At 40.1% G+C, this 24,121-nt stretch carries 20 protein-coding genes, 1 pseudogene and 1 riboswitch; of the genes and pseudogenes, 4 read left to right on the plus strand and 17 right to left on the minus strand.

The annotated features are described in order from the left end of the window. Window positions 1-30 precede the first annotated feature (30 nt). Entirely contained in the window at window positions 31-1,299 is a 1,269-nt protein-coding gene (locus tag NQ550_RS17855; protein ID WP_025579315.1) for an ABC transporter substrate-binding protein, read from the minus strand. A 329-nt stretch (window positions 1,300-1,628) separates the two neighbouring features. Between NQ550_RS17855 and NQ550_RS17860 the strand changes: the two genes are divergently transcribed. Next, on the plus strand, window positions 1,629-2,798 hold the full coding sequence (locus NQ550_RS17860; RefSeq protein ID WP_025579314.1) for a Gfo/Idh/MocA family protein: 1,170 nt from the start codon (window positions 1,629-1,631) through the stop codon (window positions 2,796-2,798). A gap of 113 nt (window positions 2,799-2,911) precedes the next feature. Here the strand turns inward: NQ550_RS17860 and NQ550_RS17865 are convergent, their stop codons facing one another. The 7 genes from NQ550_RS17865 to NQ550_RS17895 form a co-directional block, all read right to left on the minus strand. After that, the gene (locus NQ550_RS17865; protein ID WP_025579313.1) at window positions 2,912-4,483 is read right to left on the minus strand and encodes an AAA family ATPase; all 1,572 of its coding nucleotides are present in this window, start codon (window positions 4,481-4,483) and stop codon (window positions 2,912-2,914) included. 43 nt (window positions 4,484-4,526) lie between these two features. Further along, window positions 4,527-5,735 (minus strand): Fic family protein, encoded by a 1,209-nt coding sequence (locus tag NQ550_RS17870; RefSeq protein ID WP_025579311.1) that lies wholly within the window; start codon window positions 5,733-5,735, stop codon window positions 4,527-4,529. A 43-nt stretch (window positions 5,736-5,778) separates the two neighbouring features. After that, entirely contained in the window at window positions 5,779-6,600 is an 822-nt protein-coding gene (locus NQ550_RS17875) for a TrmH family RNA methyltransferase (RefSeq protein WP_025579309.1), read from the minus strand. A gap of 78 nt (window positions 6,601-6,678) precedes the next feature. Then, window positions 6,679-7,974, minus strand: a complete 1,296-nt coding sequence (locus NQ550_RS17880) for an MATE family efflux transporter (RefSeq protein ID WP_025579306.1) — start codon at window positions 7,972-7,974, stop codon at window positions 6,679-6,681. A 189-nt stretch (window positions 7,975-8,163) separates the two neighbouring features. After that, a complete protein-coding gene (locus NQ550_RS17885; RefSeq protein WP_025579305.1) occupies window positions 8,164-9,528 on the minus strand; it encodes an MFS transporter in 1,365 nt (454 codons plus the stop codon). 113 nt (window positions 9,529-9,641) lie between these two features. Then, window positions 9,642-10,670 (minus strand): zinc-dependent alcohol dehydrogenase, encoded by a 1,029-nt coding sequence (locus NQ550_RS17890; protein WP_025579304.1) that lies wholly within the window; start codon window positions 10,668-10,670, stop codon window positions 9,642-9,644. A 342-nt stretch (window positions 10,671-11,012) separates the two neighbouring features. Beyond that, the gene (locus tag NQ550_RS17895) at window positions 11,013-12,125 is read right to left on the minus strand and encodes an ROK family transcriptional regulator (RefSeq protein ID WP_025579302.1); all 1,113 of its coding nucleotides are present in this window, start codon (window positions 12,123-12,125) and stop codon (window positions 11,013-11,015) included. Between the two features lie 606 nt (window positions 12,126-12,731). Here NQ550_RS17895 and NQ550_RS17900 point away from each other — a divergent pair. Continuing rightward, entirely contained in the window at window positions 12,732-14,072 is a 1,341-nt protein-coding gene (locus NQ550_RS17900; protein WP_020993640.1) for an MATE family efflux transporter, read from the plus strand. Between the two features lie 168 nt (window positions 14,073-14,240). On the opposite strand, the gene NQ550_RS17910 is transcribed toward NQ550_RS17900, so the two are convergent. The 7 genes and pseudogenes from NQ550_RS17910 to NQ550_RS17940 all read right to left on the minus strand — a co-directional run bounded on the left by NQ550_RS17910 (window position 14,241) and on the right by NQ550_RS17940 (window position 20,847). After that, window positions 14,241-14,426, minus strand: coding sequence for a hypothetical protein (locus NQ550_RS17910; protein ID WP_025579300.1), 186 nt, complete (start codon window positions 14,424-14,426; stop codon window positions 14,241-14,243). Between the two features lie 36 nt (window positions 14,427-14,462). Next, window positions 14,463-16,883, minus strand: a complete 2,421-nt coding sequence (locus NQ550_RS17915) for a glycoside hydrolase family 3 protein (protein WP_025579299.1) — start codon at window positions 16,881-16,883, stop codon at window positions 14,463-14,465. A 72-nt stretch (window positions 16,884-16,955) separates the two neighbouring features. Next, entirely contained in the window at window positions 16,956-17,570 is a 615-nt protein-coding gene (locus NQ550_RS17920) for an NUDIX hydrolase (protein ID WP_025579297.1), read from the minus strand. Between the two features lie 40 nt (window positions 17,571-17,610). Next, window positions 17,611-18,000, minus strand: a complete 390-nt coding sequence (locus NQ550_RS17925) for an HI0074 family nucleotidyltransferase substrate-binding subunit (protein WP_008706340.1) — start codon at window positions 17,998-18,000, stop codon at window positions 17,611-17,613. Further along, complete coding sequence (locus NQ550_RS17930) at window positions 17,987-18,280, minus strand: nucleotidyltransferase family protein (RefSeq protein WP_008706339.1); 294 nt, start codon at window positions 18,278-18,280, stop codon at window positions 17,987-17,989. Before NQ550_RS17930 ends, NQ550_RS17925 begins: the two co-directional genes overlap by 14 nt. Before the next feature lie 201 nt (window positions 18,281-18,481). Next, on the minus strand, window positions 18,482-19,117 hold the full coding sequence (locus NQ550_RS17935) for an ECF transporter S component (protein WP_022380039.1): 636 nt from the start codon (window positions 19,115-19,117) through the stop codon (window positions 18,482-18,484). Between the two features lie 137 nt (window positions 19,118-19,254). Continuing rightward, a riboswitch (FMN riboswitch) is annotated at window positions 19,255-19,388 on the minus strand. A gap of 242 nt (window positions 19,389-19,630) precedes the next feature. Then, window positions 19,631-20,847: pseudogene (locus tag NQ550_RS17940) on the minus strand (IS110 family RNA-guided transposase). A 286-nt stretch (window positions 20,848-21,133) separates the two neighbouring features. Here NQ550_RS17940 and NQ550_RS17945 point away from each other — a divergent pair. Continuing rightward, window positions 21,134-21,613 (plus strand): hypothetical protein, encoded by a 480-nt coding sequence (locus NQ550_RS17945; RefSeq protein ID WP_022380038.1) that lies wholly within the window; start codon window positions 21,134-21,136, stop codon window positions 21,611-21,613. 197 nt (window positions 21,614-21,810) lie between these two features. Here the strand turns inward: NQ550_RS17945 and NQ550_RS17950 are convergent, their stop codons facing one another. After that, window positions 21,811-21,936 (minus strand): hypothetical protein, encoded by a 126-nt coding sequence (locus NQ550_RS17950; protein ID WP_259838322.1) that lies wholly within the window; start codon window positions 21,934-21,936, stop codon window positions 21,811-21,813. 185 nt (window positions 21,937-22,121) lie between these two features. Between NQ550_RS17950 and NQ550_RS17955 the strand changes: the two genes are divergently transcribed. Continuing rightward, window positions 22,122-22,571 carry a DUF5684 domain-containing protein gene (locus NQ550_RS17955; protein WP_022380036.1) on the plus strand — a complete coding sequence of 150 codons (450 nt, stop codon included), beginning with the start codon at window positions 22,122-22,124 and terminating at the stop codon, window positions 22,569-22,571. Between the two features lie 129 nt (window positions 22,572-22,700). On the opposite strand, the gene NQ550_RS17960 is transcribed toward NQ550_RS17955, so the two are convergent. Then, window positions 22,701-23,597, minus strand: a complete 897-nt coding sequence (locus NQ550_RS17960; RefSeq protein ID WP_022380035.1) for an SH3 domain-containing protein — start codon at window positions 23,595-23,597, stop codon at window positions 22,701-22,703. Window positions 23,598-24,121 lie beyond the last annotated feature (524 nt).

Raw genomic sequence — 24,121 nt, forward strand, 5'->3', positions numbered from 1 at the left:
TATTATTTCATGTTTGTTTCCCAGAAATTTTTACTGATAGTTAGATGCAATATTTTCATTAAGCTTCTGTGCAAGAGATGTCAGCGCATCTTCAGCTGAGGACTGTCCGTAGTCTACTTCCAGAATGGCATTAGTAATCAGTTCATCGATGGATTTTTCATTGATAACAGCAGGTCTTGCCTTTGTATATGAAAGTTCTTCTGCAAAGACTTTCAACTTATCCTTTCCTTCCAGCGCTTTAGCATAATCATAGTCCTTGCGTGCAGATGCTTTTCCCTCTACACTCATAATAGAATCTCCTTTTTCTGAGTTCAGATACTGAATCAGATCATAGGCAAGTTCTGGATTTTTGCAATTTACATTAATATTCCAAGTCCAACCTCCCAGTATAGTTGCTTCTGTTTTCCCTTTCACCATCGGGGCAATACCATAATCCATATCCGGATTAATATTTTCCACTCCAGTAGAACACCAGTCTCCACCCAGCAGGAAAGTTGCTTCTCCATTTGCAAAGCTTTCATATACTTTGTCCCATGTGGTTGCTTCTTTAAAAGACTCTACCAGACCACCTTTAGAGATCAAATCACAGATATAATTCCATGCTTCTTTTCCCTCCTCATTGTCAATCACTACTTTCGGAACATCTCCGCTTGTATCGATTACCGGACACTCATTCTGATAGAAGAATGAATAGAACGCATACGCACTCTGATAAGTAATAATTCCACCGTATCCTGCCTCTTTCGCTTTATCTACTGCATCCGAAAGTTCTTCCCATGTTGTAGGAACATCAATTCCCAGCTCATCCAAGCGTTCTGTATTATAATAAAGGCCTGTACAGTCCATATACCATGGTACTGAATAATATTTGCCTTCGAATTTGCCGGAATTAAGAGGTCCTTCCTGATACTGTGCAGTAAGTTCTTCATCTGTAGTAAGTTCTTCTAATGGATACAGGAGCCCCATAGCAGCAAGGTCAATGGCATGTCCCGAATTATCCATCACTACAATATCTGCACCTCCGCCTGCCAGAGCAGCAGTCTGGAAAGATTCTTTAATATCCTGCTGAGAAGCACCCTGTAAGGTAATCTTAACTCCCGGATTCTCTTCTTCATATTGTTTAATTACTTTTAAAAATTCTTCACTGCTCGCTCCTGACTCATCAATCCAACTATTTGTCATCAAAAGTGTCAGTTCTCCTTCTTTTTGATCTGAAGTATCGGATGCAGCCCACACACCTGTCTGTGCGCCTAAAACCATAACCCCTGCCAGCATAACAGCTAATGCTCTTTTCTTCATTATATAGTTCCTCCTTCTCATCTTCTCTCTTATATCTCTGTATTTCTGATCTGCTTTCCAATCGATTGTTCTGCTATGCACTTATTAAAACATGAAATCCCTGATTTTTGAATAACGATATTATTCTTTCTTTTTCCATCTTTTCTAAAAAAAAGTAAGGTTAATCGGAATTGGTATTATTTTTATCTTTTTTTATCCAAACATCTAAATTATCTTTATTCTCTTTTCTTTTTTCATCACGTATAATCACAGACATACAAAACAGATGCAGGATTCCTGACATCCTGATGATTTTTTCTATATTAATTTTTTAAGGAGGGTTTTCCATCATGAAAAAACTGAATGTTGCTTTAGTAGGCTTAAGCTTCGGGCTTGAATTCGTTGCTATCTACTGTAAACATCCTGATATTGATAAGGTGTATGTCGTAGATAAAAATGAGAAACTTCTGAATATTGCAAAAGAACGATACAGCATTCCGGATGAACGCTGTTTCACAGATCTACAGGATGTACTGGATATTCCTGAAATTGATGCAGTTCATCTTGTAACACCGCCAGCAACACATGCTCCGTTTTCTGTACGCGTCTTAAATGCAGGTAAACATTGTGGCTGTACAATTCCTATGGGAATGAGCATCCAAGAATTAAATGACATCATTGCAGCCCGCAAAGCCTCTGGCAAAAATTATATGTTTATGGAAACAACGATTTTCCAGAGAGAGTTCCTCTATATCCAGGAACTTTATAAGAAGGGTGAACTTGGACGTCTCCAGTACATGACCTGTGCACATTATCAGGATATGGAAGGATGGCCGGAATACTGGGAAGGCTTCCCACCACTGATGCACCCAACACACGCCGTTGCTCCTTGTCTGATGCTCGCAGGCCATCTTCCAGACAAGGTTTACGCAAGAGGTTCCGGAAAAATCCGCAAAGAACTGGCTGACAAATACGGCTGCCCGTTTGCATTCGAATCCGCATTTATTTCTCTTCAGGATAGCGATGTAACTATTGAAATGGAACGTTTCCTCTACGGTGTAGCCAGAAGCTATTCCGAATGCTTCCGAGTATACGGTGAAAACGAGAGCTTCGAATGGCAGCAGCTTGCTGATGAAGATCCTGTTCTCTTTACCCGTACAGGAGAACTGGAGAAAGTGGACATTCTGGATGAAGACAGCGAAAAATCCAGTCGTGGATCAGAGATTGTGGAAAAAAGAATCCAGATCCCGGATTATGCACACCTTCTTCCGAAGGAAATCGCATCCTTCACCACCAACACAGTATATAACAATGAGAACACCCATCTCTCCTTTACCCAGGGTGGGGGTCACGGTGGTTCCCATCCACACCTTGTACATGAATTCATTCGTTCCATTCTGGAAGAACGTAAACCTGCTATTGACGACATCATGGGTGCTTACTGGACAGGTACAGGAATCTGTGCACATGAATCTGCTATGAAAGACGGAGAAGTTATTACAATTCCTCGTTTCGAATAACCTATATCATTTAACTTTATATCATAAATACATCAGAGAGTGTGTAGAAATTTTCCAATCTACACACTCTCTGATATTTTTCATCTATTTACAGCAAATCATATATAATGTTATTATTTCACTATCTTCTCAATGATGCACTGATGCTCTTTATCCTTTTTGGAATAGTTAATCCCTGCCAAAAGAATATTTCCTGCATATTTCTCCAGACTTTTACAATATTGCTTCTGTTTAATCTGAGAAATAGCTCCTTTGGCACTTTTATCCCATTTTAATTCCACTACCAGAGCAGGTTTATCAGGAAATTTTTTTCTCGGAATAAAGACCATATCCGCAAATCCCTTTCCTGTTGGCAGTTCACGATATACGCTATAATAGTTTCTAGCCGCATACAGAGCCAGTGAAATAGTATAACTTAATGCATTTTCATCATTATACTGAAGATGCGAGGTCTCAAAGTGTGCTCTTTGCATTCCCTGTGCAACCATCTGCTCATTCTGATTCCAGATTGCATTCAGGACATCTGCCGAATTTTTTAAAGCTTTTGACACTTCACCCCAGTCTGATACAGAAACAGCATTTGCATACTCATTCCGGATTTCATTATTAGGAATATACACACAATGTTCTGTAGAATCATATGTCAGATATCCCAGATGGATCAATAAGGTCAAAACATCATTCTCATCCCGGAATGTCGTCATATCATTTGTAAAATTTCCGGTATTAACAGGAATATGCTCTCCTGCCAGCATACAGAGAATATCATCCTTTAACCCCTCAAAATTCATATCTATATAAGTCTGCAGTGCTTCAAAAGATTCTGTCATATTCCAGTAGTTTCTGATAGAACCAAAGAGCATGCCGTTTACCACAGACCTTGGATTATAAACCGGCTCACAGTTTTCAAACCTGTACCCGTCATACCATTCTCTGATTTCCCTCATATCCATATGATATTTCTCACATAATTCTCTGACTTCTGTCTCTGTAAAACCCACAAACTTCGCCAGAGGTCCTGCATAAATCATAGAAAATTCATCAAACATATTCAGGGCAGAATGTGTTCCATATTTCTTTACCGGCAGGATTCCTGTCATATAAGCAAGATGAATATAAGATTTATCCTTAAGAAAATCCCGCAGAAAATCAAGATACTGCTCCTGTGCTTCTTTATCTGACTTGTATTCTCTGAAAATACAATCCCACTCATCTATAATAATCACAAACGGACATCCTGTCTGCTGATATACATCCTGCATACTTTCAGCAAGATCTTCTTCATCAAAATAGTCCACATCAGGATATTCCTGTTTCAGGTCACGCATCAGAATCCGGTTTAATCGCAGGACCATTTTCTCTACTGTCTTACTGCGGCTTAGGAATTCCTGCATATTTATAAAGAAAACATTGTATTTGTTCAGATATTTTGAAAAAGATGAATCTTCTTTTATCTTAAGTCCGTCAAATAATTTTTCAGACTGACATCCTCTGCTGTAATATGCAGCCAGCATATTTGCAGTCACAGACTTTCCGAAACGTCTTGGTCTGCTTACACAGACATTTTGCTGCATGGTGTTAAAAACACGATTGGTATATTGTATCAGTTCTGTTTTGTCCACATAAATCTCAGAATTGATTGCTTTATAAAATTTATCATTGCCGGGATTTAAATACACACCCATTTCACACACCTGCTTTCCTGACAGATATTTTAATTTACCGTAACTATAAAAGTTCTGTCCAACTACCGTACTGTCTTTCAACTGATATTCCTGTAAATTTGTACTTTCCTTTTCCATATCCCGAAACCGGCTCCAGTATTTTCCTTTTAACCAATTCTTTTATAAGCATAGAAGCGCGTGTAGGCTTCAGACCAGTAGCATGTTGTACATCTTCTCTTCCAAATGCCACTTTATCACTTAACGCATCATACATTTTCTGAATATGGTTTATTGTTTTTTCCAGGAAACCATGAATTTCATCTGAATACCTGTCATGCACATCAATATTCACTTTTTCTGTTACAATGTTCGCTTTTTCCCTCTTAATATTCACTTTTTTCATTTCAATGTTCGCTTCTTCTGTTTTCAGACTCTCATTTAGAAGATTTATAAATTCTTTATTGATGTGCATCATGCGATTATGAAGAGGATTTTTTTCATTCAGCAATAAATTTCGCAAAAATACTTCCAGATATTCAGTTGTCTCATGGATTCCATTCTTTAAGTCATTATAGTTTGCACGAACCAGGGCATTTCGAAAATACCAGGCATTTTCTGCAAATATATCATTTGTGGCATCAAATCCCAGTGTTCTGAGATATTTAATAAAAAAAACTGCCGTAGTTCTGGTATTTCCTTCGCCAAACACATGTATCTGCCACAGATTTGCCACAAAAACTGCCAGATGATGTATCATTTCTTCTATAGATAAACCCTTATAGCTGTACTTTTTTTCCTGCGTAAAATCATATTCTAATGTCTCTCTAAGTTCTGATGCACTTCCATAAAGAACGGAAGCTCCATCTAATACCCATTCTTTTTTTGTAATGTTATAATCCCTGATTTTTCCGGCATGTGAATAAATTCCTGTAAATAGTTTCTTATGAATTGCCAGATATTCTGTAGGTGTAAAACTAAATGCATTTTCTGATAATAGTGCTGCAATTCTGGCTGAAACTTTATCCGCTTCTTCAGTTCTGTCTCCTGACTTTGGCTTTTCTCGTCTTTCCTCATAATAAGAATCTACCAGATATTGAGCTTCTTCTATCGTAATTTTTCCCTCAATATTCTGAACAGCTGTATCAACCAGATACTGCGACGGCTTTAATCCATCAACAGCCTGTAAACCAATGGCAGTATTCCATGCATATCCCTTTTCACGCCTGCCTGGCTCTGCCTGTATAAGATATTCTCTGAAAGGATCTGTTTTCATTGATTATCACGCCTTTTTTTCTATTTTATCATTCTTAATAGTTTCACTCTCTGTGTCCCAGTTCCCAGAATGCCACTGCACTTGCCGCAGCTACATTCAACGAATCTACTCCGTGGGACATTGGTATCTTTACTGTATAATCGCAATCTGCAATGGTCTGTGATGCAAGGCCGTCACCTTCAGTTCCGAGAATGACTGCCATTTTTTCTTCTGACCGGAGTGCTTTGTCATCAATTCCTACAGAATCGTCACGCAGAGCCATTGCCGCTGTTTTGAATCCCAGATTTTGCAGAGTCTGCATTCCATCCTGTGGCCATACAGTTTTTTTATCAAAATATGTCCAGGGAATCTGGAATACGGTTCCCATACTTACTCTGGATGCACGGCGATAAAGCGGATCACTGCAGCCGCCAGTCAGAAGTACTGCATCCATATGGAGAGCTGCTGCTGAGCGGAAAATAGCTCCGATATTTGTAGGATTTACAACATTTTCAAGAACTGCTATGCGGCTGGCATTTCTGCAGATTTCCTCTACAGATGGCAGTGGATTTCTGCGCATTGCACAGAGCATTCCGCGAGTAAGAGCAAATCCGGTCAGCTTGACCAACAGTTCATATTCCGCAGTATAGACCGGCACATCCGGATATTGTTTCAGGATTTCCTGTGCCTCTCCTTCCAGATCTTTATGCTCCACCAGAAAAGAGATTGGCTGGTATCCTGCTTTCAGGGCTCGCTCAATTACTTTCGGACTCTCCGCAATGAAAATTCCTGGTTCCGGTTCATAGTATCTTAAAAGCTGCACTTCAGATGTTCTGGCATATACATCCAGTTCCGGCGCAGCGAAATCTTTTATTTCGTTAAACATAAAAATAAAACCTCCAAACTGAGTAACCTTATCTTACATCAGTTTGGAGGTTTATACAAGAATTCCTTTTCAACAGTGTTATTCGGTTCTTTTTCTTCTGTCTTTATATGCCAGAAACAGAATCGTCAGAAACGTAACCGTCTCCGCTGCAAGAAGAGAGATCCAGATTCCATTTAATCCAAATAATTTCGCAAGTATAACTGCGCAGATAACAATGGCAACAATTCCTCTCAGTAATGAACCGACAATTGCGATTTTCGGTTCATCTACTGCTGAGAAATATGCCACCAGTACAATATTGATTCCTGCCACTATAAATCCAAGGAAATACAGACGCAGTCCTGTATGTGCATAATTCAACAACTGAACATTGTTTTCACTGTTGAAAATGCTGATCAGCGGGTCAGTTGCTGTCCAGATGATCAATTGAATCAGTGTTTCTACAGCAAGACATACGAACAGGCTCCATTTCAGAAGTTTTCTTACCTGAGTGGGCTGGCCTTTTCCGTAGCTTTCACTGATCAGGGGCTGTGCTCCCTGGGCCAGACCGTTGAAAATTGCAAATGCCACGATAGAAAGGTTTGCCACAACTCCATAGGCTGCTACACCCATATTTCCCGCGATTCCCAGGATCAGAAAGTTAAATACAATGGCGATCACACCGGAAGACAGTTCACCGACGAATGCGGAAACTCCTAGCTGACAGCAGGAAATCAGGTGTCTGAATGACGGTTTTTTCCAATGGAAGCCTACATGGTTTCTGCTGCTTCTGTAGTGTATGGTACAGACGCTCATTGTTACGATCGGACAGATTGCAGTAGCCAGTCCGGCTCCGGAAAATCCCAGACCGACCGGGAACATGAATATATAATCAAATATAATGTTAAAGATACTTCCACTGATGGAACCGATCATTGCAATAGAAGGCGCTCCATCATTTCTGGCAAATGCAGTAAATGTATAATTTGACATGAAGAATGGTGTTGCGATCAGAATAATTCTCACATAGTTTCGTCCAAGTCCGATCAGTCCGGCATCTGCACCCAACAAAGCCAATGCTTTGTCCGGAATAAAGATTCCGATCAGCATAAATGGAACTGCAGCCAGTATGCTCCAGGTTACTGACTGTACAAAATAATGTTCTGTATTTTTTCCTTTTGCCCTGCTTATGGCATACCTGGTAGCGGAACCAATCCCGATCATAGCCCCAATCGCATAGATCAGTCCATAAACCGGCAGGATCAAATTGAGAACTGCCAGTCCGTCAGCACCGGAATATACAGATATAAAGAAAGTATCTGCCAGAACATAAACAGAAATCCCGATCATTCCGGCAACACTCTGGGTTACATATCTGGTGAATCTTTTCAGCATAATACTCCGCTCCTTCGTTATATTGTCAGCATTGTCTTTCTTTCATCTGCAGACTTATCTCACCATTATACCCATATAAAACAAAAATGCAACCACAAAAACTCCAGACATAAAAATCTCCTTAAGCAGATTTTTTAATGCTGTTCAAGGAGACTCTGTTGATATTCGCAATTCACTTCACGACACTCTTTATTTTACCCGATTTTTTTTCAGGTCTTCTACAATTTCATTGTAACGTTTTTTATTCAGGCGATAGAAAAACAGTACAATTGCTGTCACTATCCATAAAACTCCCGGAATTGTAGTAAAGGAATGTCTCATAATACTGAGGACAGCCGGATTCTGTACCTGATTTGCCACATATCCATATTTTCCAAGAAGTGCTGCAAGTAGCGCAGTTCCTATTGCCATGCCAATTTTATTTCCCAGTGACACAAATGCATATTGAAAACCATCATTCCTTAAGCCCGTTTTCCACTCTCCGTATTCTACGCAGTCGGGAATGATCGCATAGATTGCAGTGTTAAATCCAGAGAAAAAGAACTGTGTAATTCCTGCAAGTGTATAGAACGCTGCCGGTGTTTCTTTTACATTAAAGAAGAACATACAGAGCATGGAAATTCCAGTGAGGAGAGCAAAAATGGATGCAGTTCTTCCTTTATTGTTCAGTTTGCGGAATACAGGCTGGAAACATGCAGCACCGATAATGGATGGAATGATGATGCACATGGAATATGTAGTATAGTAGGATGCATTTCCCTCTACATAAGTGAAATAGTATAAAACATCTGCATTTCTTCCATAAAGTGTAAATCCGAATAACACCTGTCCGATTAATGCCAGAATATATGGGCGGTTCTGCATCACCGCTCTTAACTGCACTTTTATGGATATTTTTTCTTTTTCCGGCATAATCACCTGCTCTTTTGTTTTTGCAAAACAGAAGAAATGACAGGCTGCAAAAATACATCCGTATATGATTGCTACCAGTAAGTATCCGATTTTAGCACTTTGACTGCCAAGTTTTCCAATCAGTGGAACTGTAATGATATTGATAATTCCAATTGCAACCATTGCAGATACTGAACGTGATGTATTAATCTTTGCACGTTCATCGATATCCTGTGTCATTGCTCCACAAAGGGTGCCATACGGGATATTTACACAAGTATATCCAAGTACCAGCAGACAGTATGTAATTACCATATAGATAACCTTTGATCTGTCCGACCAGTCCGGATGTGCCCAGAATGTCATAATCAGAAGCACGGCCGTGATCGGAGCTGCAATGAGAAGCCATGGACGATAACGTCCCCATTTTGTTTTGGTTTTATCTGTCAGTCCACCCACGATCGGATCATTGATCGCATCCCAAAATCTCGAAAACAGCATCAGGGCAGAGACTGCTGCCATACTGATTCCGAATACGTCTGTGTAAAAAATCATGAGAAAATTACTGACGAACATCCAGCTGAAATTACATCCTACATCGCCAAATCCATATGCGATTTTACTGATCAACGGAACTTTTGCATTTTCGTTTTTACTCTCCATAATTCCTCCTGCCTGCTGCCATCCTCCGTCTTTCCGTTTACTCATGTCTTCTCTACAGCAGTCTTTTTTATTATATCTTTGTCTTACATAATACTTATGATCAGCAGGGCATTTTATTTTTCCTGCACATTGATAATCACTTTCATTGTAGTCTCACGGTTATCGTCAATGTACTGGTATGCTTTCAGATAATCTTTAAATGCAAATGTTTTAGAAATCAGCGGTCTTAAATGCACTTTTCCTTCATTCACCAGTCTGATTCCGTCTACATAATCATCATGTCTGTACATCATTGTGCTCTTGATATCAAGCTCATGATCATTTGCAACTGCCAGATCAATCTCAGCCATTCCTGCAAAAACTGCAACCAGCACAATCACGCTTCCTTTTCTTGCATATTTGATTGCCTGTCCCATTGTAATGTTATTTCCTGCACAATCATAGATAACATCTGCCTTATCCGGTCCAAAGGCTTCTACCATTGCTTCCCCGAAATTTTTATTTCTTGTGTTGACACATACGTCAATTCCACACTCTTTTGCTTTTTCCAGACGAAGATCACTGACATCTGTGATCATAACTTTAGCTGCTCCCATCCCTTTTGCAGACTGCGCTACCAGATTTCCGATCGGACCGGCTCCTATCACCACAATATTCATTCCTGTTACATCGCCCATCTGTTTAACACCATGAACAGCTACTGCCAGAGGCTCAATCATTGCGCCCTCTTCATAAGACATATCTTCCGGTATCGGTGTTACTTTTGATGCATCAACTGCAAAATATTCGGATGCAGTTCCTGTTGTCTGGAATCCCATTACTTTCAGCTCTTCACAGAGATTGTATTTTCCGTGACGGCATGGATAACAATGTCCACAATATACCTGTGGCTCAATTGTTACTTTCTGTCCCACATGAAATTCTGTTACTGCATCACCTGTTTTTACCACTTCTCCTGATACTTCATGTCCCTGGGTTACCGGATATTTTGTAAAAGGATGTTTTCCGTGATATACATGGATATCAGAACCACAGATACCAATATTCATAATCTTAACCAAAACCTGGTTGTCTTTCATCTCTGGTACGGGAACCTCTCTGAAAATAATTTCTCCTGGATTTGTCATAACCTGCTGTAACATAATATTTTCCTCCTTATTTGTTGAATGTACTTTGAACCTCTAGTTGTTTATTAACTTTTATTAAATGTTTTATTAAAGTAATTACATTATTATTCAAATCGCTAAATTTGTCAATAAACATTTAAAAATATTTCTCATTTCTACCAGTTGCACAAAGTAAAGATTTTATTTTTATGCAGATGTTACTATAACACTCCTCATAATTATCTGCTGAATTCCCGCACAATAACAAAATACCCTGATCACAACCTTTCTTTGTTGTAATCAGGGTATTTTTTATATTCAGATATTTGTTTAATATGGTATATCAGCAGATCATCAGTGATTCAAGAATGCCATCGGCTATATCTTTCCGATAAAATCCTGCAAGAAATGCTTTGCTGCACCTACAGCTGAGGCTTCTTTCTTATAAGAACAGTTTTTCAGATATCTCAGATCATGATCAAATCCATTATACTTCATTACTTTTTCCCCAAGAGGTATCATATAATCTGAGAGATATCCACCCATTTCACCTCCAAGAATGATATCCATATCATATGCCATGCGCAGATTTGAAATCAGAATTGCAAGATAATCAAGATACTCTTCCCATTTTTTCTCTGCCTTTTCATCATTGTTTTGAAGCAGCTGCATAAACTGTTCCACAGAATCCTTTGACTCACCAACAAGTGCGCCTGCAGCGCAATAAGCATCTGCACAACCAGATTTTCCACAATAACACTTGCGGCCCTGAGGTACAAGTATCATATGTCCAAATTCTCCGGCCTTCTGATTTTCTCCGGAAAACAAATTTCCCCCTATGCAAAATGCACCGCCAAGAGTCTGATTCAACGAAAGGTAAATTGCATTCTGATAGATGTTCATATCTTCTGCCATCATTGCCGCATTGGCATCATTTGAAAAATAAACCGGGACAGAAAATGCCTGTTCCAGGAAACTGAGACTATAGTTTTCAAGTTTCAGTGCGTGGGATTTTATCACCAGTTTCTGCTCCTGATTAATGATTCCCGGAATAGAGATTCCAACACCCAGAAGCTTTTCTTTCTGTTCTGCATCATTCATATGATCCAGAAATTTCGCCGCATAATCTGCCACCTGACTGCAATATGACATATCAGATACAAATTTCAGACGGATCCGCTCTGATTTCACAATCTCATACTTCAGATTTACCAGCACCATTCCCAGATGATTTGCAGTGATCACAATTCCCATTGCATAACGATAGGATGGATTGATTCCAATACTTTTAGCCTTTCTTCCTCCTGTGGATTCATATTCTCCAATTTCTATTATGATACCTTTTTCCAATAAATCTTTTACATTAGACAGAACTGTTGGCATACTCAGATTCAGTTCTTTGGATATTTCCACTTTTGATGTGGATTCTCTATTTATAATATAATTTACGATTTTTGATTTCGTAGCAAATTTCTTTTCCAGTCCGCTCATTCTGTTTCTACCTTCTTTTATTAATGTATTTATAAAAGAATGATACCTGTTATTGTCATATTTGTAAATAGCCATTGTCTCTGCAGAGTATGTTGCTTTTTGCAATTGAGGCAGGGGACTTAACTTATTCAGCTGATTCAGTTAATATATCTACAATAACAGAGTTACTGTTCACTCCGTTCTCAGTAACACGCTTCGCGATGCACAGAATTTATGCTAATCGCATAAATTCGCGCTGTATGTCTCGGGATTTTGGCATGTTCATGCCAAAACACCTCGCGGGATAGTGGCGTGTGAACAGTAACATAACAGATAAATTTATATCATTCTGATGAAATATTATATTTCATTTTTCACGTTAATGATATAAAATTATCGTAACTGTTCAGTACCTTCACAGTTACGAGCCAAAATGCATTAAAAATCACCTGCGGTGATGGCATTTTGGCTTGTATGTCTCGGGATTTTGGTACTTACGTGCCAAAACACCTCGCGGGATAGCAGACTACTGAATAGTTACAAATTATTAATGTAAATATCAGGGCATATTCGAATAATCATTTCTAAACTTTTTCAAATATGCTCCGGAAAGGAACTTTTATACTAATGAAAACCAAGATTCAGGATATGACCTCCGGTTCACCGGGACGGTTGATCATTCTTTTTGCAATTCCCCTGATGCTGGGAAATATCTGTCAGCAGCTTTATACAATGGTGGATACCATGGTTGTTGGCCAGGTTGCAGGTGTGGAGGCTCTTGCCGCACTGGGTGCTGTTGACTTTCTGATGTGGGTTGTCACAGGAATATCCACAGGACTCACTCAGGGATTTTCTATTCAACTCTCCCAGTATTATGGGGCAAAGGATTTCGAAAATCTGCGTAAATCTCTGGCTCACAGTTACCGGCTGACCGCATTCATCGCAGCCGGAGTATTGATTCTCAGCCAGTCATTTGCTTCGCTGGTATTAACAGGGCTACATACACCTTCCAATATTATCGGAATGTCTCTGTTATATCTGCGCATCATTTTCTGTGGAATCCCCGCCACAGCAGCCTATAATATGTTTGCCTCTGCCCTAAGGGCTATGGGAAACAGTAAAACACCGCTGACCGCAATGATTATCGCATCTGTGCTGAATGTCTCACTGGACATCCTTTTTGTGGCAGGCTTCGGATGGGGTGTGGCAGGAGCAGCAATCGCAACTGTGATCGCACAGAGCTTCTCCGCTGTTTACTGTTTCCTGATTTTACGCAGAATTGATATCGTTCATCTGACCAGAGCAGATTTTATGCCTGCCTCCGGCATGAATGCCCGCCTGATGAAGCTTGGTATTCCTGTTGTATTCCAGAATATCATCATCGGTGTGGGCGGTCTGGTAGTCCAGTATGTGATCAATGGCTACGGTTTCCTTTTTGTAGCAGGATTTACAGCTACAAACAAGCTTTATGGTCTGTTGGAAATGGCTGCTATTTCCTATGGATATGCCATCGTTACCTATGTGGGTCAGAATCTGGGAGCCAGAAAGATTGACAGGATCAGAAAAGGCGTCCGCAGCAGTATGCTGCTTTCCCTACTTACCTCACTAATCATTTCTGCTGCCATGTTTTTATTTGGAAAAAATATTCTCTCACTTTTCATCTCAGGTGAACCGCAGCAGACACAGCAGGTACTGGCAATTGCTTTTAAATACCTTTCTATTATGGCTGCCATGCTCTGGGTTTTGTACTTTCTGTACGTGTACAGATCTGCACTTCAGGGGCTGGGAGATACCTTAATGCCTATGGTAAGTGGTATGGCTGAATTCGTCATGCGTATCAGTGCTGCACTGATTCTTCCCCATTTTATCGGACAGGACGGTATTTTCTTTGCAGAGATTGCAGCATGGAGCGGAGCCACTGTGATCTTATGCATCAGCTATTATGTACGGATGCATAAATATCATTAAAACAAAACAGGCACATAGTCCCGGATATCCGGTATATGTGCCTGTGAAGCGTGTAAAATTATGTAAGATTCTTAATCCATTTATATTTCTTATAATGTTTATAGACCACCAGCAGTTTAATGATCTCGTCCAGATTGAGTACAAAGTAGACAACCATAACCGGCAGTTTCAGGATAAATGCGCAGATTCCTCCCAGAGGAACAGTGATACAGCTGACATGGCATCCTGGCTTAACTTTCCCAGCATGATCGCATCACATGCTCCGACCAGGGCTGTCATGAACTGCTGAAGTGCGATCGGAAGTGCCAGCCTGACTATTTCTTTTCTTAAACTTCGTTTACGCTCATCCATCATCTTTTTTGCTCCTGTATAAAATATTAGTGATACTCATCAGTCAATTTTCAGAATCATATTCAGGATTCTTCTTGCGCTGAGACGGATTTCTTCTTCAGTAATAAATCCTTTTTCGTATGCTTCTTTTATGCGTTCCGGATATCCTGCTGCCATCTTGATATCGTTTCCTGCTTTTGTTTCGCGATAGTGTTCTCCGAATGTCCACCAGTCTGTTGTAACTATTCCGTCGAATCCCCATTCATCACGGAGAATACCTGTCAGGAGTTCTTTATGCTCTGAAGTATGAATGCCATTAAGCAGGTTATAGGAAGACATAATCGTATACGGATGAGCCTCTTTTACAATGATCTCAAACTGTTTCAGATAAATCTCACGGAGTGCTCTCTCTGATACTCTGGAATCAGAATCCTTACGGTTTGTCTCCTTATTATTGGCTGCAAAATGCTTCACACTTGCTCCGATATGCTGAGACTGGATGCCTCTTACCACAGCTGCACCTGTCTTTCCTGCAAGGTACGGATCTTCAGAATAATACTCAAAGTTACGGCCACAGAGCGGGCTTCTGTGAATGTTGCAGGCAGGAGTAAGCCAGATACTGATATTATTTTCTTTTACTTCTTCCGCTCCTGCTTTACCAACTTTCTCTACCAGTTCTTCATCCCAGGTGCTGGCAAGAAGTGTGGCACATGGCCAGGCAGTTGTGTTCACTCCGCATTTCGGAAGAATACGAAGTCCGGCTGGTCCGTCTGCAGTCATCACATTCGGGACTCCGTATTCCGGAAGATTTCCCATTCCAAATGTATTGGCACATCCTGTGTTTGGCTGTCCGCCAAGGAGATTGATACAGTCATCCAATGTCAGGATATCCATAAACTCATCCAATGTCATTTTACCATCTGCTACATCAGAGAAGCGAACTCCCTTGGAATCAAGAAAATCAAGAAAGTCTATTCCTTTTTGTCCTCTTGTATCAGGGCATGGAAGACCGATGGCATATTTATCCTGTCTCGGAAGTCCTTCTTCTTCCACATATTCACGCTGTGGAAGTTCCTCATAGGAACCGTCCGCAAGCATACGTTTCTGAAGATGATATGGCGCTGCTTTCCGGCTTAACTGCTCAGTTACTGTGTCTTCTTTTACTACATATGTAAAGTCGATCTTCGCTGCATCTCTTACATTTGTACCGATATAGATCGCATATTCTCCTGCCTCCAGAACATAGGCTGATCTGCATACTTTACCCAGATCATCGTAGGATGCCATCTGATTCACAGGAATTTTCAGGGTAAGAATCTGACGTTCACCCGGCTGAAGAAGACTGGTCTTTTTGAATGCCCCCAGTACTTTCGCAGGCTTTCCAAGTTTCCCCTGTGGTGCTCCGTAATAGAGCTGGATAACTTCTTTTCCTGCTGTTTTTCCTGTATTGGTTACTTCAGTAAGAACTGTGATCACACCGTTTTCTTCGGAAACACCAGTCATCTTCCAGTCGAAGTCTGTATAGGAAAGTCCAAACCCAAACGGATAATTTACTCTTTCCGCTGCACCCGGAATTGTTTCAAAGTAACGGTATCCCACATAGATATCTTCTGTGTAATCTACATAGAATGCAGACTCATGGAAGTTTGCTGTGGATGGATAATCTTCCAGATCTTTTGCATAAGTATCGGATAATTTACCGGATGGATTAACATCACCACAAAGTATATCTGCTGTTGCAAGACCACCTTCCATACCGCCCTGCCATGCCATCAGTACTGACTGGATCTCATCGCAGTCTCTGAACCATTTCGTGTCCACGATACCGCCAACATTCATCACTACGATTACATGTGTGAATGCTTTCTTTACTTTCTCTACCATGATATTCTCTGCATTTGTCAGGCAGAAATCACCGTTTTCAAAAATCTTCGCTGACAGCTCGGAGTTTCTTTTTTCCTCTCCATCAAGAACGTATCCGTCCTGTGCAGCTTCACATTTTCTGTCCCATCCTTCGCCTGAGAAACGACAGATGGTAATGATTGCAGTATCTGTATATTCTCGCGCTTCATTCAGAAGTTCATCCGGAAGCTCCGGCTCAACTGTCATACCCGGTACGGCACCATCTTCGTACTGTTTCTGAATATCTTCCGCATAATATTTCGCAAGTTTATCGAAAACTTCTACTTTCCCCTCATCCTCTTTAATCTTCATGCCCTCATAAAGATTACGGATGTATTCTACAGTTACATCGCCGCTTCCTCCGCCGCCTTTTACGTAGTCTACAGTACCCTTACCAAAGAGTGCGACTTTCGTCCCTCTCCGGATCGGAAGTGTATTTTTCTCATTTTTCAGAAGGACCATTCCCTCTCCTGCTGCCATTCTGGAAAGTGCAATGTGTTCTTTACTTCCTGTAACTCTCCGTCCATCTTCTCCCAGCGGAAGCACAGGCTGGAAGAAGCTTCTCTGCCATTTTGCCATTATTTTAATCCTCCCTTAATTCTCCTTAGTCAAGCAGATAAAATCATCCGCTTCGCTACTTGCTTGATTTGGTTAAAGTTCTTCCTTCAAAAATGCAAAAGGTTCTTCATCCTGAAGGAAATGCATAAGCTGATATGCACACATGATTGCTACATTTTCTTCACGCAGAATCCTCTTTACTTCTTCTCTGTCAGCAAGCACAACTTCGATTTCTTCGGAATCCTCCTGTGCCGCTTTACTGATTTCACCTTCCGCATATCCATAAACAGTTGCGCAGGATTCATCTGTCATTCCAACCGTTGTGAAATAAGGTCTCTCAAATGCAGGATCTACTTTCAGCGGTGTGAATTTCAGTCCTGTTTCCTCGTACATTTCTCTTACTGCACCCTCATGGAATTCTTCGTTCGATTCTACCAGACCTGCCGGGAATTCGTAGATGTATCCGCCGATTGCATATCTGTACTGACGTACCAATACAACCCTGTCTTTTTTCTCTCCGTAAAGACTGTAAATAATTACACCATCCGGAGTATTTTTACCTGTTTTTATTTTTAATTCGTTAATACTCTTCGCACGGGATGCCACAAAATATGACACAGGAGTGTTGTGAATGCTTGTTGCATTTAAATGGTACAAATTTAAAAATTTACAATCTGTCAGTTTTTCAATATTGTGTATCTGTCCCATAATGGATACTTCCTTTCGCTTTCTATACCTTCGCTGATTATTACAGCCAATTTTCTTCTATCTCTGTTTTTAGTTCGCAAAACATCTGATAAAACTCTTCTTTTGCATCAGCTATAATTCCTAACGCAATTTTCTGATTGTAAGAATGTGTAACATTATTTCTTGCCTGCAATGCACGAAGCCACTGCTCCTCATCTCTTATCATTCCTGCTTTATAGGCAGTCTTCAGAATGATTTTCGGTGAACCTGTTGCTCCCTCTGCATATCCATGAATCTCCAGTATTTCTTTCATCATTTTCCATGACTGCTCAAAACAAATTTCATACAATCCTACGAGTCCGGTAATCACTACATTATCATATGGTTCTTCATAATTATAAATATCTTTCATGTTAGACAGTGCATTGCAGAAATTCTCATATTTTCTCATACAAAATCCTCCCTTCCTTCTCTATAGATTCTCTTAATTCATCCTGCATGTCACGATCAAGATTTACAATATCATACTCCAGAAGAGTACTTGTCTCTTCATCCACATCTAACGCAAACCTTGCAAAATCTCCTCCTGTGACTGCAATATCTATATCACTTGTTCTTCTGAAATCTCCTCTTGCTCTCGAACCAAAAAGAATTACTTTTTCAATATCATATTTTTGCGCAAGGTTTCGGATTTCTTCTATAACTTCCGGTCTGATTCCTGTATCATTCATTTTATAAACCTCACATTCCGATGTTTATATCGTCTGTTTTATCTTACCATATTATCGTATCTTTTTTAAGTCTGTCTGACAATTTCCGTAATTATTTTTTACACATAAAAAGAAGAACAGCCGCAGATTTTTCATCATACGGCTGTTCTTCTTTTTTATTTATTGTGCTGCCAATTTATTTATTCTTTATCAGATATAAAATCAATCTCCCTTGAGCACCACGCGGATTCTCTTATAAATCAGGAATACGATCAGGGATGTCAGAGCATATTTGAATATGTTGAATGGGAAAATGATCATTGCTGCAAATGTAAGAAGATTATTTACAGAACTGTGTACTGCACTTCCCATTTCGATAAATGCTTCTACCGGCATTCCAAAAGCCTTTCCGTATGCCGGAAGTAACACGAATGCATTGATAAAGCATGCAACTACTGCTGTAAGTACGGTTCCAACTGCCATTCCGATCACTGCATGTTTTCTGCTCTTAACAGATTTATAGCGGTAGATCAGACCTGCCGGAACTGCAAATGTACATCCAAAGATGAAGTTTGCCACATCGCCTACACCTGCTGTCATAGAGCCCTTTGTTACCAGATGCACAAGAATCTTCACCAGCTCGATCAGTACACCTGCGATCGGTCCCATTGCAAATGAGCCAACCAGTACCGGGATTTCTGAAAAATCCAGCTGATAAAAAGTCGGTGCCAGGAAAGGAAGCGGAAACTCCAGATTCATTAAAATTCCTGCGATAGCGCCAAGCATGGCTATCTGTGTGATGGTTCTCGTCTTACTCCTTGCTACCACATTTCCATTTCTTAATACCTGTTCACTCATACTGTTTCTCTCCTTTGAAATTATTCTTTGTTTAAAAGAAAATTCCACAAGCTTTTTATATAATGAAGATTTTCTTCAACATATAAAAAAACCCCGGATCATATATCCGGGGTAATGAGCACGTATGGTAAATATCGCGTGTTCTTCTCTCATCCAGACTATACTGTCGGTCCTGGAATTCCACCAGATCAGCCGCCGAAGCGGGTCGCGGACTATAACCGCCGGTAGGGAATCTCAGCTGATGCTGATCACCACAACCCCGAAGAATTTTCTTTTATTTGCGTCTGATTATACTACATACAGATATCTATTGTCAATACAACTATTCCATTACGCTCCTCTATTGACTTTGCTTTTCCAGGCTATTATAATAAATCCAGAAAACGAAAGCCTGCTAATAAAAAGTCAAGTGTTTTTTTGAAGAAAATTTCAAAAATCCGATTTGATATTTTGTGCATAACTTTTAAGCCGCCAGAAATGCCGGCTTTGAAAGTGGTGATATAGAAAAGGGTGTTATTCTGTCTGTTCTAAGTTCCGCAGACATTCTTTGACTTTACCATAGTAAATGCGTAAGAACTTATTCGCTCCGGCTGTCATGTAGACATAGTAAGGCTTTCCCTGAGACCGTTTTTTGTCAAGAAAACGGTACACCGGATCGGCTTCAGGAGCATTTTGCAACAAGGTTGTCATGATCTGAAACAATGTTTTGCGCAGCCTTGCGGATCCGACCTTTGAAGCCCTGTTGCTCTTTGACTTGTCTTTGGCCGGATTCATCAACACCGGGGTCTACGCCCGCAAAGGCGGTCAGTGCTTCCCTGTGGGTAAACCGGGATACATCGCCGATCTCAGCGATGAGTGGGGACCATAGGTTTTCCCAACGCCATAGATGCCCATTACGGTGCTGTATTCTGGAAGTGTGGATGCCAGTTCGTTCATTTCCCTGCGGAGTCGTTCTACATGTTCGGAGGCAAGATTTAACTGCTTTGGATGCTTTCTTTGGATCAACAGCTTATAAGTCTTCTCCTTTGGAAAGACGGCAACCAACTCCTTCGAGGCATTAAACAGTTTTTCTGGCTTGTCCTGCTGAAAGATATAGTGGTGCTTCTTACAGAAAGACATGTAGCGTTCTGTAAATGCCTTTAACCCAATCTTGCGGACACAATCCGCATGCCAGAAAGAATAAGCATAGTCAACCCATTTTTCACTCCCGTCCTCACGGGTGGGGCTGTCAAAGAGTTTGTTTACACCAGGATAAGTATTATCCAACAGTGCAATCAGATTTGCTTTTGCGGCAACCTTTTGTTTCATAAAGAAGCTGAATTGAGAGTTTAAAGTTTTTAACTGAGTACGTGTATTGTCCATACCTGAATATTGGCGCAGTTCCGTCCAGTTGTCAAGCGTATAGCGGGCAATTTTGCGGGCATCCGCCGGATCCGATTTCACCTTGCGCAGGGAGTTGTTGCCAAAGTTTTTAATCAGGTGAGGATTTACAATGGAAATAAACAATCCACCTCGGATAGAGCCTTTATCATAGGCTCATGATATCTACCCGTACACTCCATAACGATCTTTGTGGTGCCGTCTAATGAACTCAAATAATCTGCCAGTTCATTGAGGTTTTGGGATGTGTGGGAGACATCAAAGGGCTTGCGGATCACAGTGCCGCCAGGCTGCAGGACTGCAACGGTGCTTTTACCCTTTGAAACATCAATACCTACTGCGTTGTACATTCTACGTACCTCCAAAAGTGAATTTGCATGGATTCCAGCATTTCTCATTGCCTATTCAATCTCCTGGGGTATCAAACGAACGTGAAGTAGTAGTTCAACCTGCATAAATCGAACGGCTGCAATGACAGGCTGGCTGACAGGCTTTCGTACGGACGCCAATGGTCCTAGGAGGTGTCGTCAGACCGATGCCTAATCATTATACAGCTTAAACAATGAGAGGATTAAGTCCCAACTGGCTGTTGGGTACTGAAACCCTACACTTATATATTAGGAGGAGGTTTTCAATATGAAAACATGGACAAAGAAGTTCCAGAAAATGTTAACACTGATACTTGCCATCTGCCTCGTTACCGGCTACATGGGATTCTCAAATGTGCAGGCAGCTACCGGAAAGTCAGGTACAACCTACTATGATACCTGCATAAATGGAAAAAAAGGCGGAACAATAACAACCAATGGCACAAAATACTATATGTCAGGCACAAGAAAGGCTATATGTAAGGGGAACACTCTGACAATGTATGCGTCATTTAATACTTCCAAAAACGGAATATTAAACAGCCAAAACAAAAAAGCATATATAAAATACGGAAAACATACATTTAAACTTACTTCCAAGACCAAATACTATTTTTCCGGAGGTGAAGCTCCCAACGATTATTGCTCAAAATCCGCTTTCATGTCTACCATGAGAAGCATGAATGGATTAGGTCTGCGCATTAAGGTAACCAATGGAAAAGTTGTTGAGATGTCTTTCAATTCATGATACCACAAAAGCCGCAAAGCTGGAAATTCCCACTTTACGGCTTTTGTTTAACTTGTCATTATTTTTTCCGAAACCATTCTTTTTTCTCTGTTCTCACAACCCATCCCTGAGAAGATTTTCATCTCATCAGGCACTTTTCATAAGTCAGACGAATATTTGTAATATTAAAGCAGGAGACTCACTTCATTGATAAAATTTTACTCTGCCTGATCAATATTATCAACCCTACAGCCCGCTAATACAACCATTCCAGGATTAGAAAAACAGGAAATCACTGCCAGACAAATGAAAAATATATAATATCCCGGTATTTTGTAGTTCATAAGTATTGCTGCCATAGTTTTCACCTCGCTTATGTACAATCTTCTTTGATAATTGACGAACTACTGAGAATATGCTTTAATGGATTTAGCATAAATACTTCAGGAGAACAAACATAGTTCTCAACTATGCTTCTACACCAACGATACATGTATCATATCTCACAGAAAGAAATGGGGGAACACAAATGGGACTTATAGCTATCAGCAGCATGGTATTCTTGGGCGGTATGTATCTGATGATCGCATTCGCATGGTGGCTTCTGCAGATCATTGCCAACTGGAGAATCTTTACCAAAGCAGGGGAGGCCGGATGGAAAAGTATTATTCCAATATATGGCGATTATATTTCTTATAAAATCGCATGGCAACCTGCATATTTCTGGCTGACATTGGTTCTTGGAATCGTATCTTCCTGCTTACAGGGAACTCTTGAAACAAACGACAGTTTAATGATCTCCATGATCATCGTACTGATCAAAATCATACTTGCCATAATCAGCATTATGTACAGTGTTAAGCTTGCAAGAGCCTTCGGCAGAGGCACAGGATTCGCCATTGGCCTTATTTTCTTACAGCCAATCTTCATGCTGATCCTTGGCTTCGGCGATGACAGATATTATGGGGCAGATAAATAAGTATATATTAAATGGAAAATCCCCGGAACTTACGTTCCGAGGATTTTTACATATATACAGATTACAGTTTATTATAGAATTCTGTTGTCAAAATATTCTTTTACCGTTTCACAGCAAAAATCAGAATTGTCAGTCCACTGGAGCAGACAGATAACTTGCCAGACAATATCCAGATGAACCTTGATAATACACAGAAATAAATCCGTTTCCGGCATCTCCGAATGTAGCAACGGCTGTTCCCAACGGAATCTGACAAATTTCAGCAGCATTTACATCTGGATTTGTACGAAGAGTAATACTCTCATTACAGTTAATTACATATCTGGTATGTGGAATAGGTGCTCCTTCCGTCGGTTCCTGATATCTGGTGACCTGCGTCAGTGCAATCCATCCGTATGTACCATTATAATTTGTATAGCCCCATGAATTTCCATTGGAAGCCACTGCTTCCTGAGTTACAGTCAGAACTGTTCCGTTTGGAATCATGTCTGGAAGAACTTTGTCATACTCCACTCCTGCGCCACAGCGCATGTTTACACCGCCATCAGGAGCTGTTACTTCTACATCATAAGAATTTCCATGGGTTGGAATATCTCCCGGTGCAAGTAGTGCTATCTTATTAGCAAATTCTGTATAGTTTTCATTTGCATTAAGCTCCCTTGATTCTAGCAATGTTTGCACAATATCTTTTCCACTCTTTGTAATTCGTGTTATCTCCTGATATCCTTGATATCCATACAAAAAATACATTCCATTTCCATCTGGGGCTGTATAAAATAGTCCCTGTCTGCCTACATTTCCAATATAGCTCACATATTTTCCATCTTCCAATGTATAAATATCATTTACCCAATCAGCAAGGCAGGTGCCATGTGATATAAGCAACTCTCTTATTCCGTCCTGATCAATATCATATAAAGCCACGGAAATGCTAAAATCTCCGGAAATGGCTCCTGCATCTGCTATTACATTTTCGTATGCTGCGTACTCTGTCATATCTTTGTAATTCGTTGGATTTGATGCCATTACCTCGACATTTTGTCCTAATATTGAACTGGTTGTAATCAACAAACTGGCAACAATTGATATTTTAACTAAATTTCTATTCTTTTTCATAGCTATACCCCACTTTCACTCGTATACAATTCTGTTATTTACATCAAATTCATTACATTTTCAAGATGATCTGTAGTTCCATCACTTTCCCTTCTATTTGTTATCTTTTCTACACCCAAAACAGCATTAATATATCCATGTTTACATCTTATACTCTTTATTATACTTTTTCTTTTTCAAATACTCAATCATTAATCACCATTGAATAACTAATTGTTTTTTTCTTTCGTTACTGTTCAGACCCAATGTCATTAACTTAAGCAATTTGCTAATACTGCATTGATGAAAATATCAGCAGAAGGATTTGATTATGATAAAAAAGGGGATATTGAGGGATTAAGATACAATGTTTTACTGAAATTTGGGTATAACAAAAAGACAAAATCAATATTTAATATTGAAATTTGTCTAAAGATGAAATATAGTAATATATG

The organism is Blautia wexlerae DSM 19850 (genome assembly GCF_025148125.1).
Classification (GTDB): domain Bacteria; phylum Bacillota; class Clostridia; order Lachnospirales; family Lachnospiraceae; genus Blautia_A; species Blautia_A wexlerae.

What these genes read in the sequence shown, in the direction of transcription:
- NQ550_RS17945 (WP_022380038.1), top strand. Translation starts at nt 21,134, where the DNA reads ATGAAAACATGGACAAAGAAGTTCCAGAAAATGTTAACACTGATACTT.
- NQ550_RS17855 (WP_025579315.1), bottom strand. Translation starts at nt 1,299, where the DNA reads ATGAAGAAAAGAGCATTAGCTGTTATGCTGGCAGGGGTTATGGTTTTA.
- NQ550_RS17925 (WP_008706340.1), bottom strand. Translation starts at nt 18,000, where the DNA reads ATGAGAAAATATGAGAATTTCTGCAATGCACTGTCTAACATGAAAGAT.
- NQ550_RS17955 (WP_022380036.1), top strand. Translation starts at nt 22,122, where the DNA reads ATGGGACTTATAGCTATCAGCAGCATGGTATTCTTGGGCGGTATGTAT.
- NQ550_RS17950 (WP_259838322.1), bottom strand. Translation starts at nt 21,936, where the DNA reads ATGAACTACAAAATACCGGGATATTATATATTTTTCATTTGTCTGGCA.
- NQ550_RS17910 (WP_025579300.1), bottom strand. Translation starts at nt 14,426, where the DNA reads ATGATGGATGAGCGTAAACGAAGTTTAAGAAAAGAAATAGTCAGGCTG.
- NQ550_RS17870 (WP_025579311.1), bottom strand. Translation starts at nt 5,735, where the DNA reads ATGAAAACAGATCCTTTCAGAGAATATCTTATACAGGCAGAGCCAGGC.
- NQ550_RS17930 (WP_008706339.1), bottom strand. Translation starts at nt 18,280, where the DNA reads ATGAATGATACAGGAATCAGACCGGAAGTTATAGAAGAAATCCGAAAC.
- NQ550_RS17935 (WP_022380039.1), bottom strand. Translation starts at nt 19,117, where the DNA reads ATGAGTGAACAGGTATTAAGAAATGGAAATGTGGTAGCAAGGAGTAAG.
- NQ550_RS17895 (WP_025579302.1), bottom strand. Translation starts at nt 12,125, where the DNA reads ATGAGCGGACTGGAAAAGAAATTTGCTACGAAATCAAAAATCGTAAAT.
- NQ550_RS17960 (WP_022380035.1), bottom strand. Translation starts at nt 23,597, where the DNA reads ATGGCATCAAATCCAACGAATTACAAAGATATGACAGAGTACGCAGCA.
- NQ550_RS17920 (WP_025579297.1), bottom strand. Translation starts at nt 17,570, where the DNA reads ATGGGACAGATACACAATATTGAAAAACTGACAGATTGTAAATTTTTA.
- NQ550_RS17900 (WP_020993640.1), top strand. Translation starts at nt 12,732, where the DNA reads ATGAAAACCAAGATTCAGGATATGACCTCCGGTTCACCGGGACGGTTG.
- NQ550_RS17860 (WP_025579314.1), top strand. Translation starts at nt 1,629, where the DNA reads ATGAAAAAACTGAATGTTGCTTTAGTAGGCTTAAGCTTCGGGCTTGAA.
- NQ550_RS17885 (WP_025579305.1), bottom strand. Translation starts at nt 9,528, where the DNA reads ATGGAGAGTAAAAACGAAAATGCAAAAGTTCCGTTGATCAGTAAAATC.
- NQ550_RS17865 (WP_025579313.1), bottom strand. Translation starts at nt 4,483, where the DNA reads ATGGGTGTGTATTTAAATCCCGGCAATGATAAATTTTATAAAGCAATC.
- NQ550_RS17875 (WP_025579309.1), bottom strand. Translation starts at nt 6,600, where the DNA reads ATGTTTAACGAAATAAAAGATTTCGCTGCGCCGGAACTGGATGTATAT.
- NQ550_RS17915 (WP_025579299.1), bottom strand. Translation starts at nt 16,883, where the DNA reads ATGGCAAAATGGCAGAGAAGCTTCTTCCAGCCTGTGCTTCCGCTGGGA.
- NQ550_RS17880 (WP_025579306.1), bottom strand. Translation starts at nt 7,974, where the DNA reads ATGCTGAAAAGATTCACCAGATATGTAACCCAGAGTGTTGCCGGAATG.
- NQ550_RS17890 (WP_025579304.1), bottom strand. Translation starts at nt 10,670, where the DNA reads ATGTTACAGCAGGTTATGACAAATCCAGGAGAAATTATTTTCAGAGAG.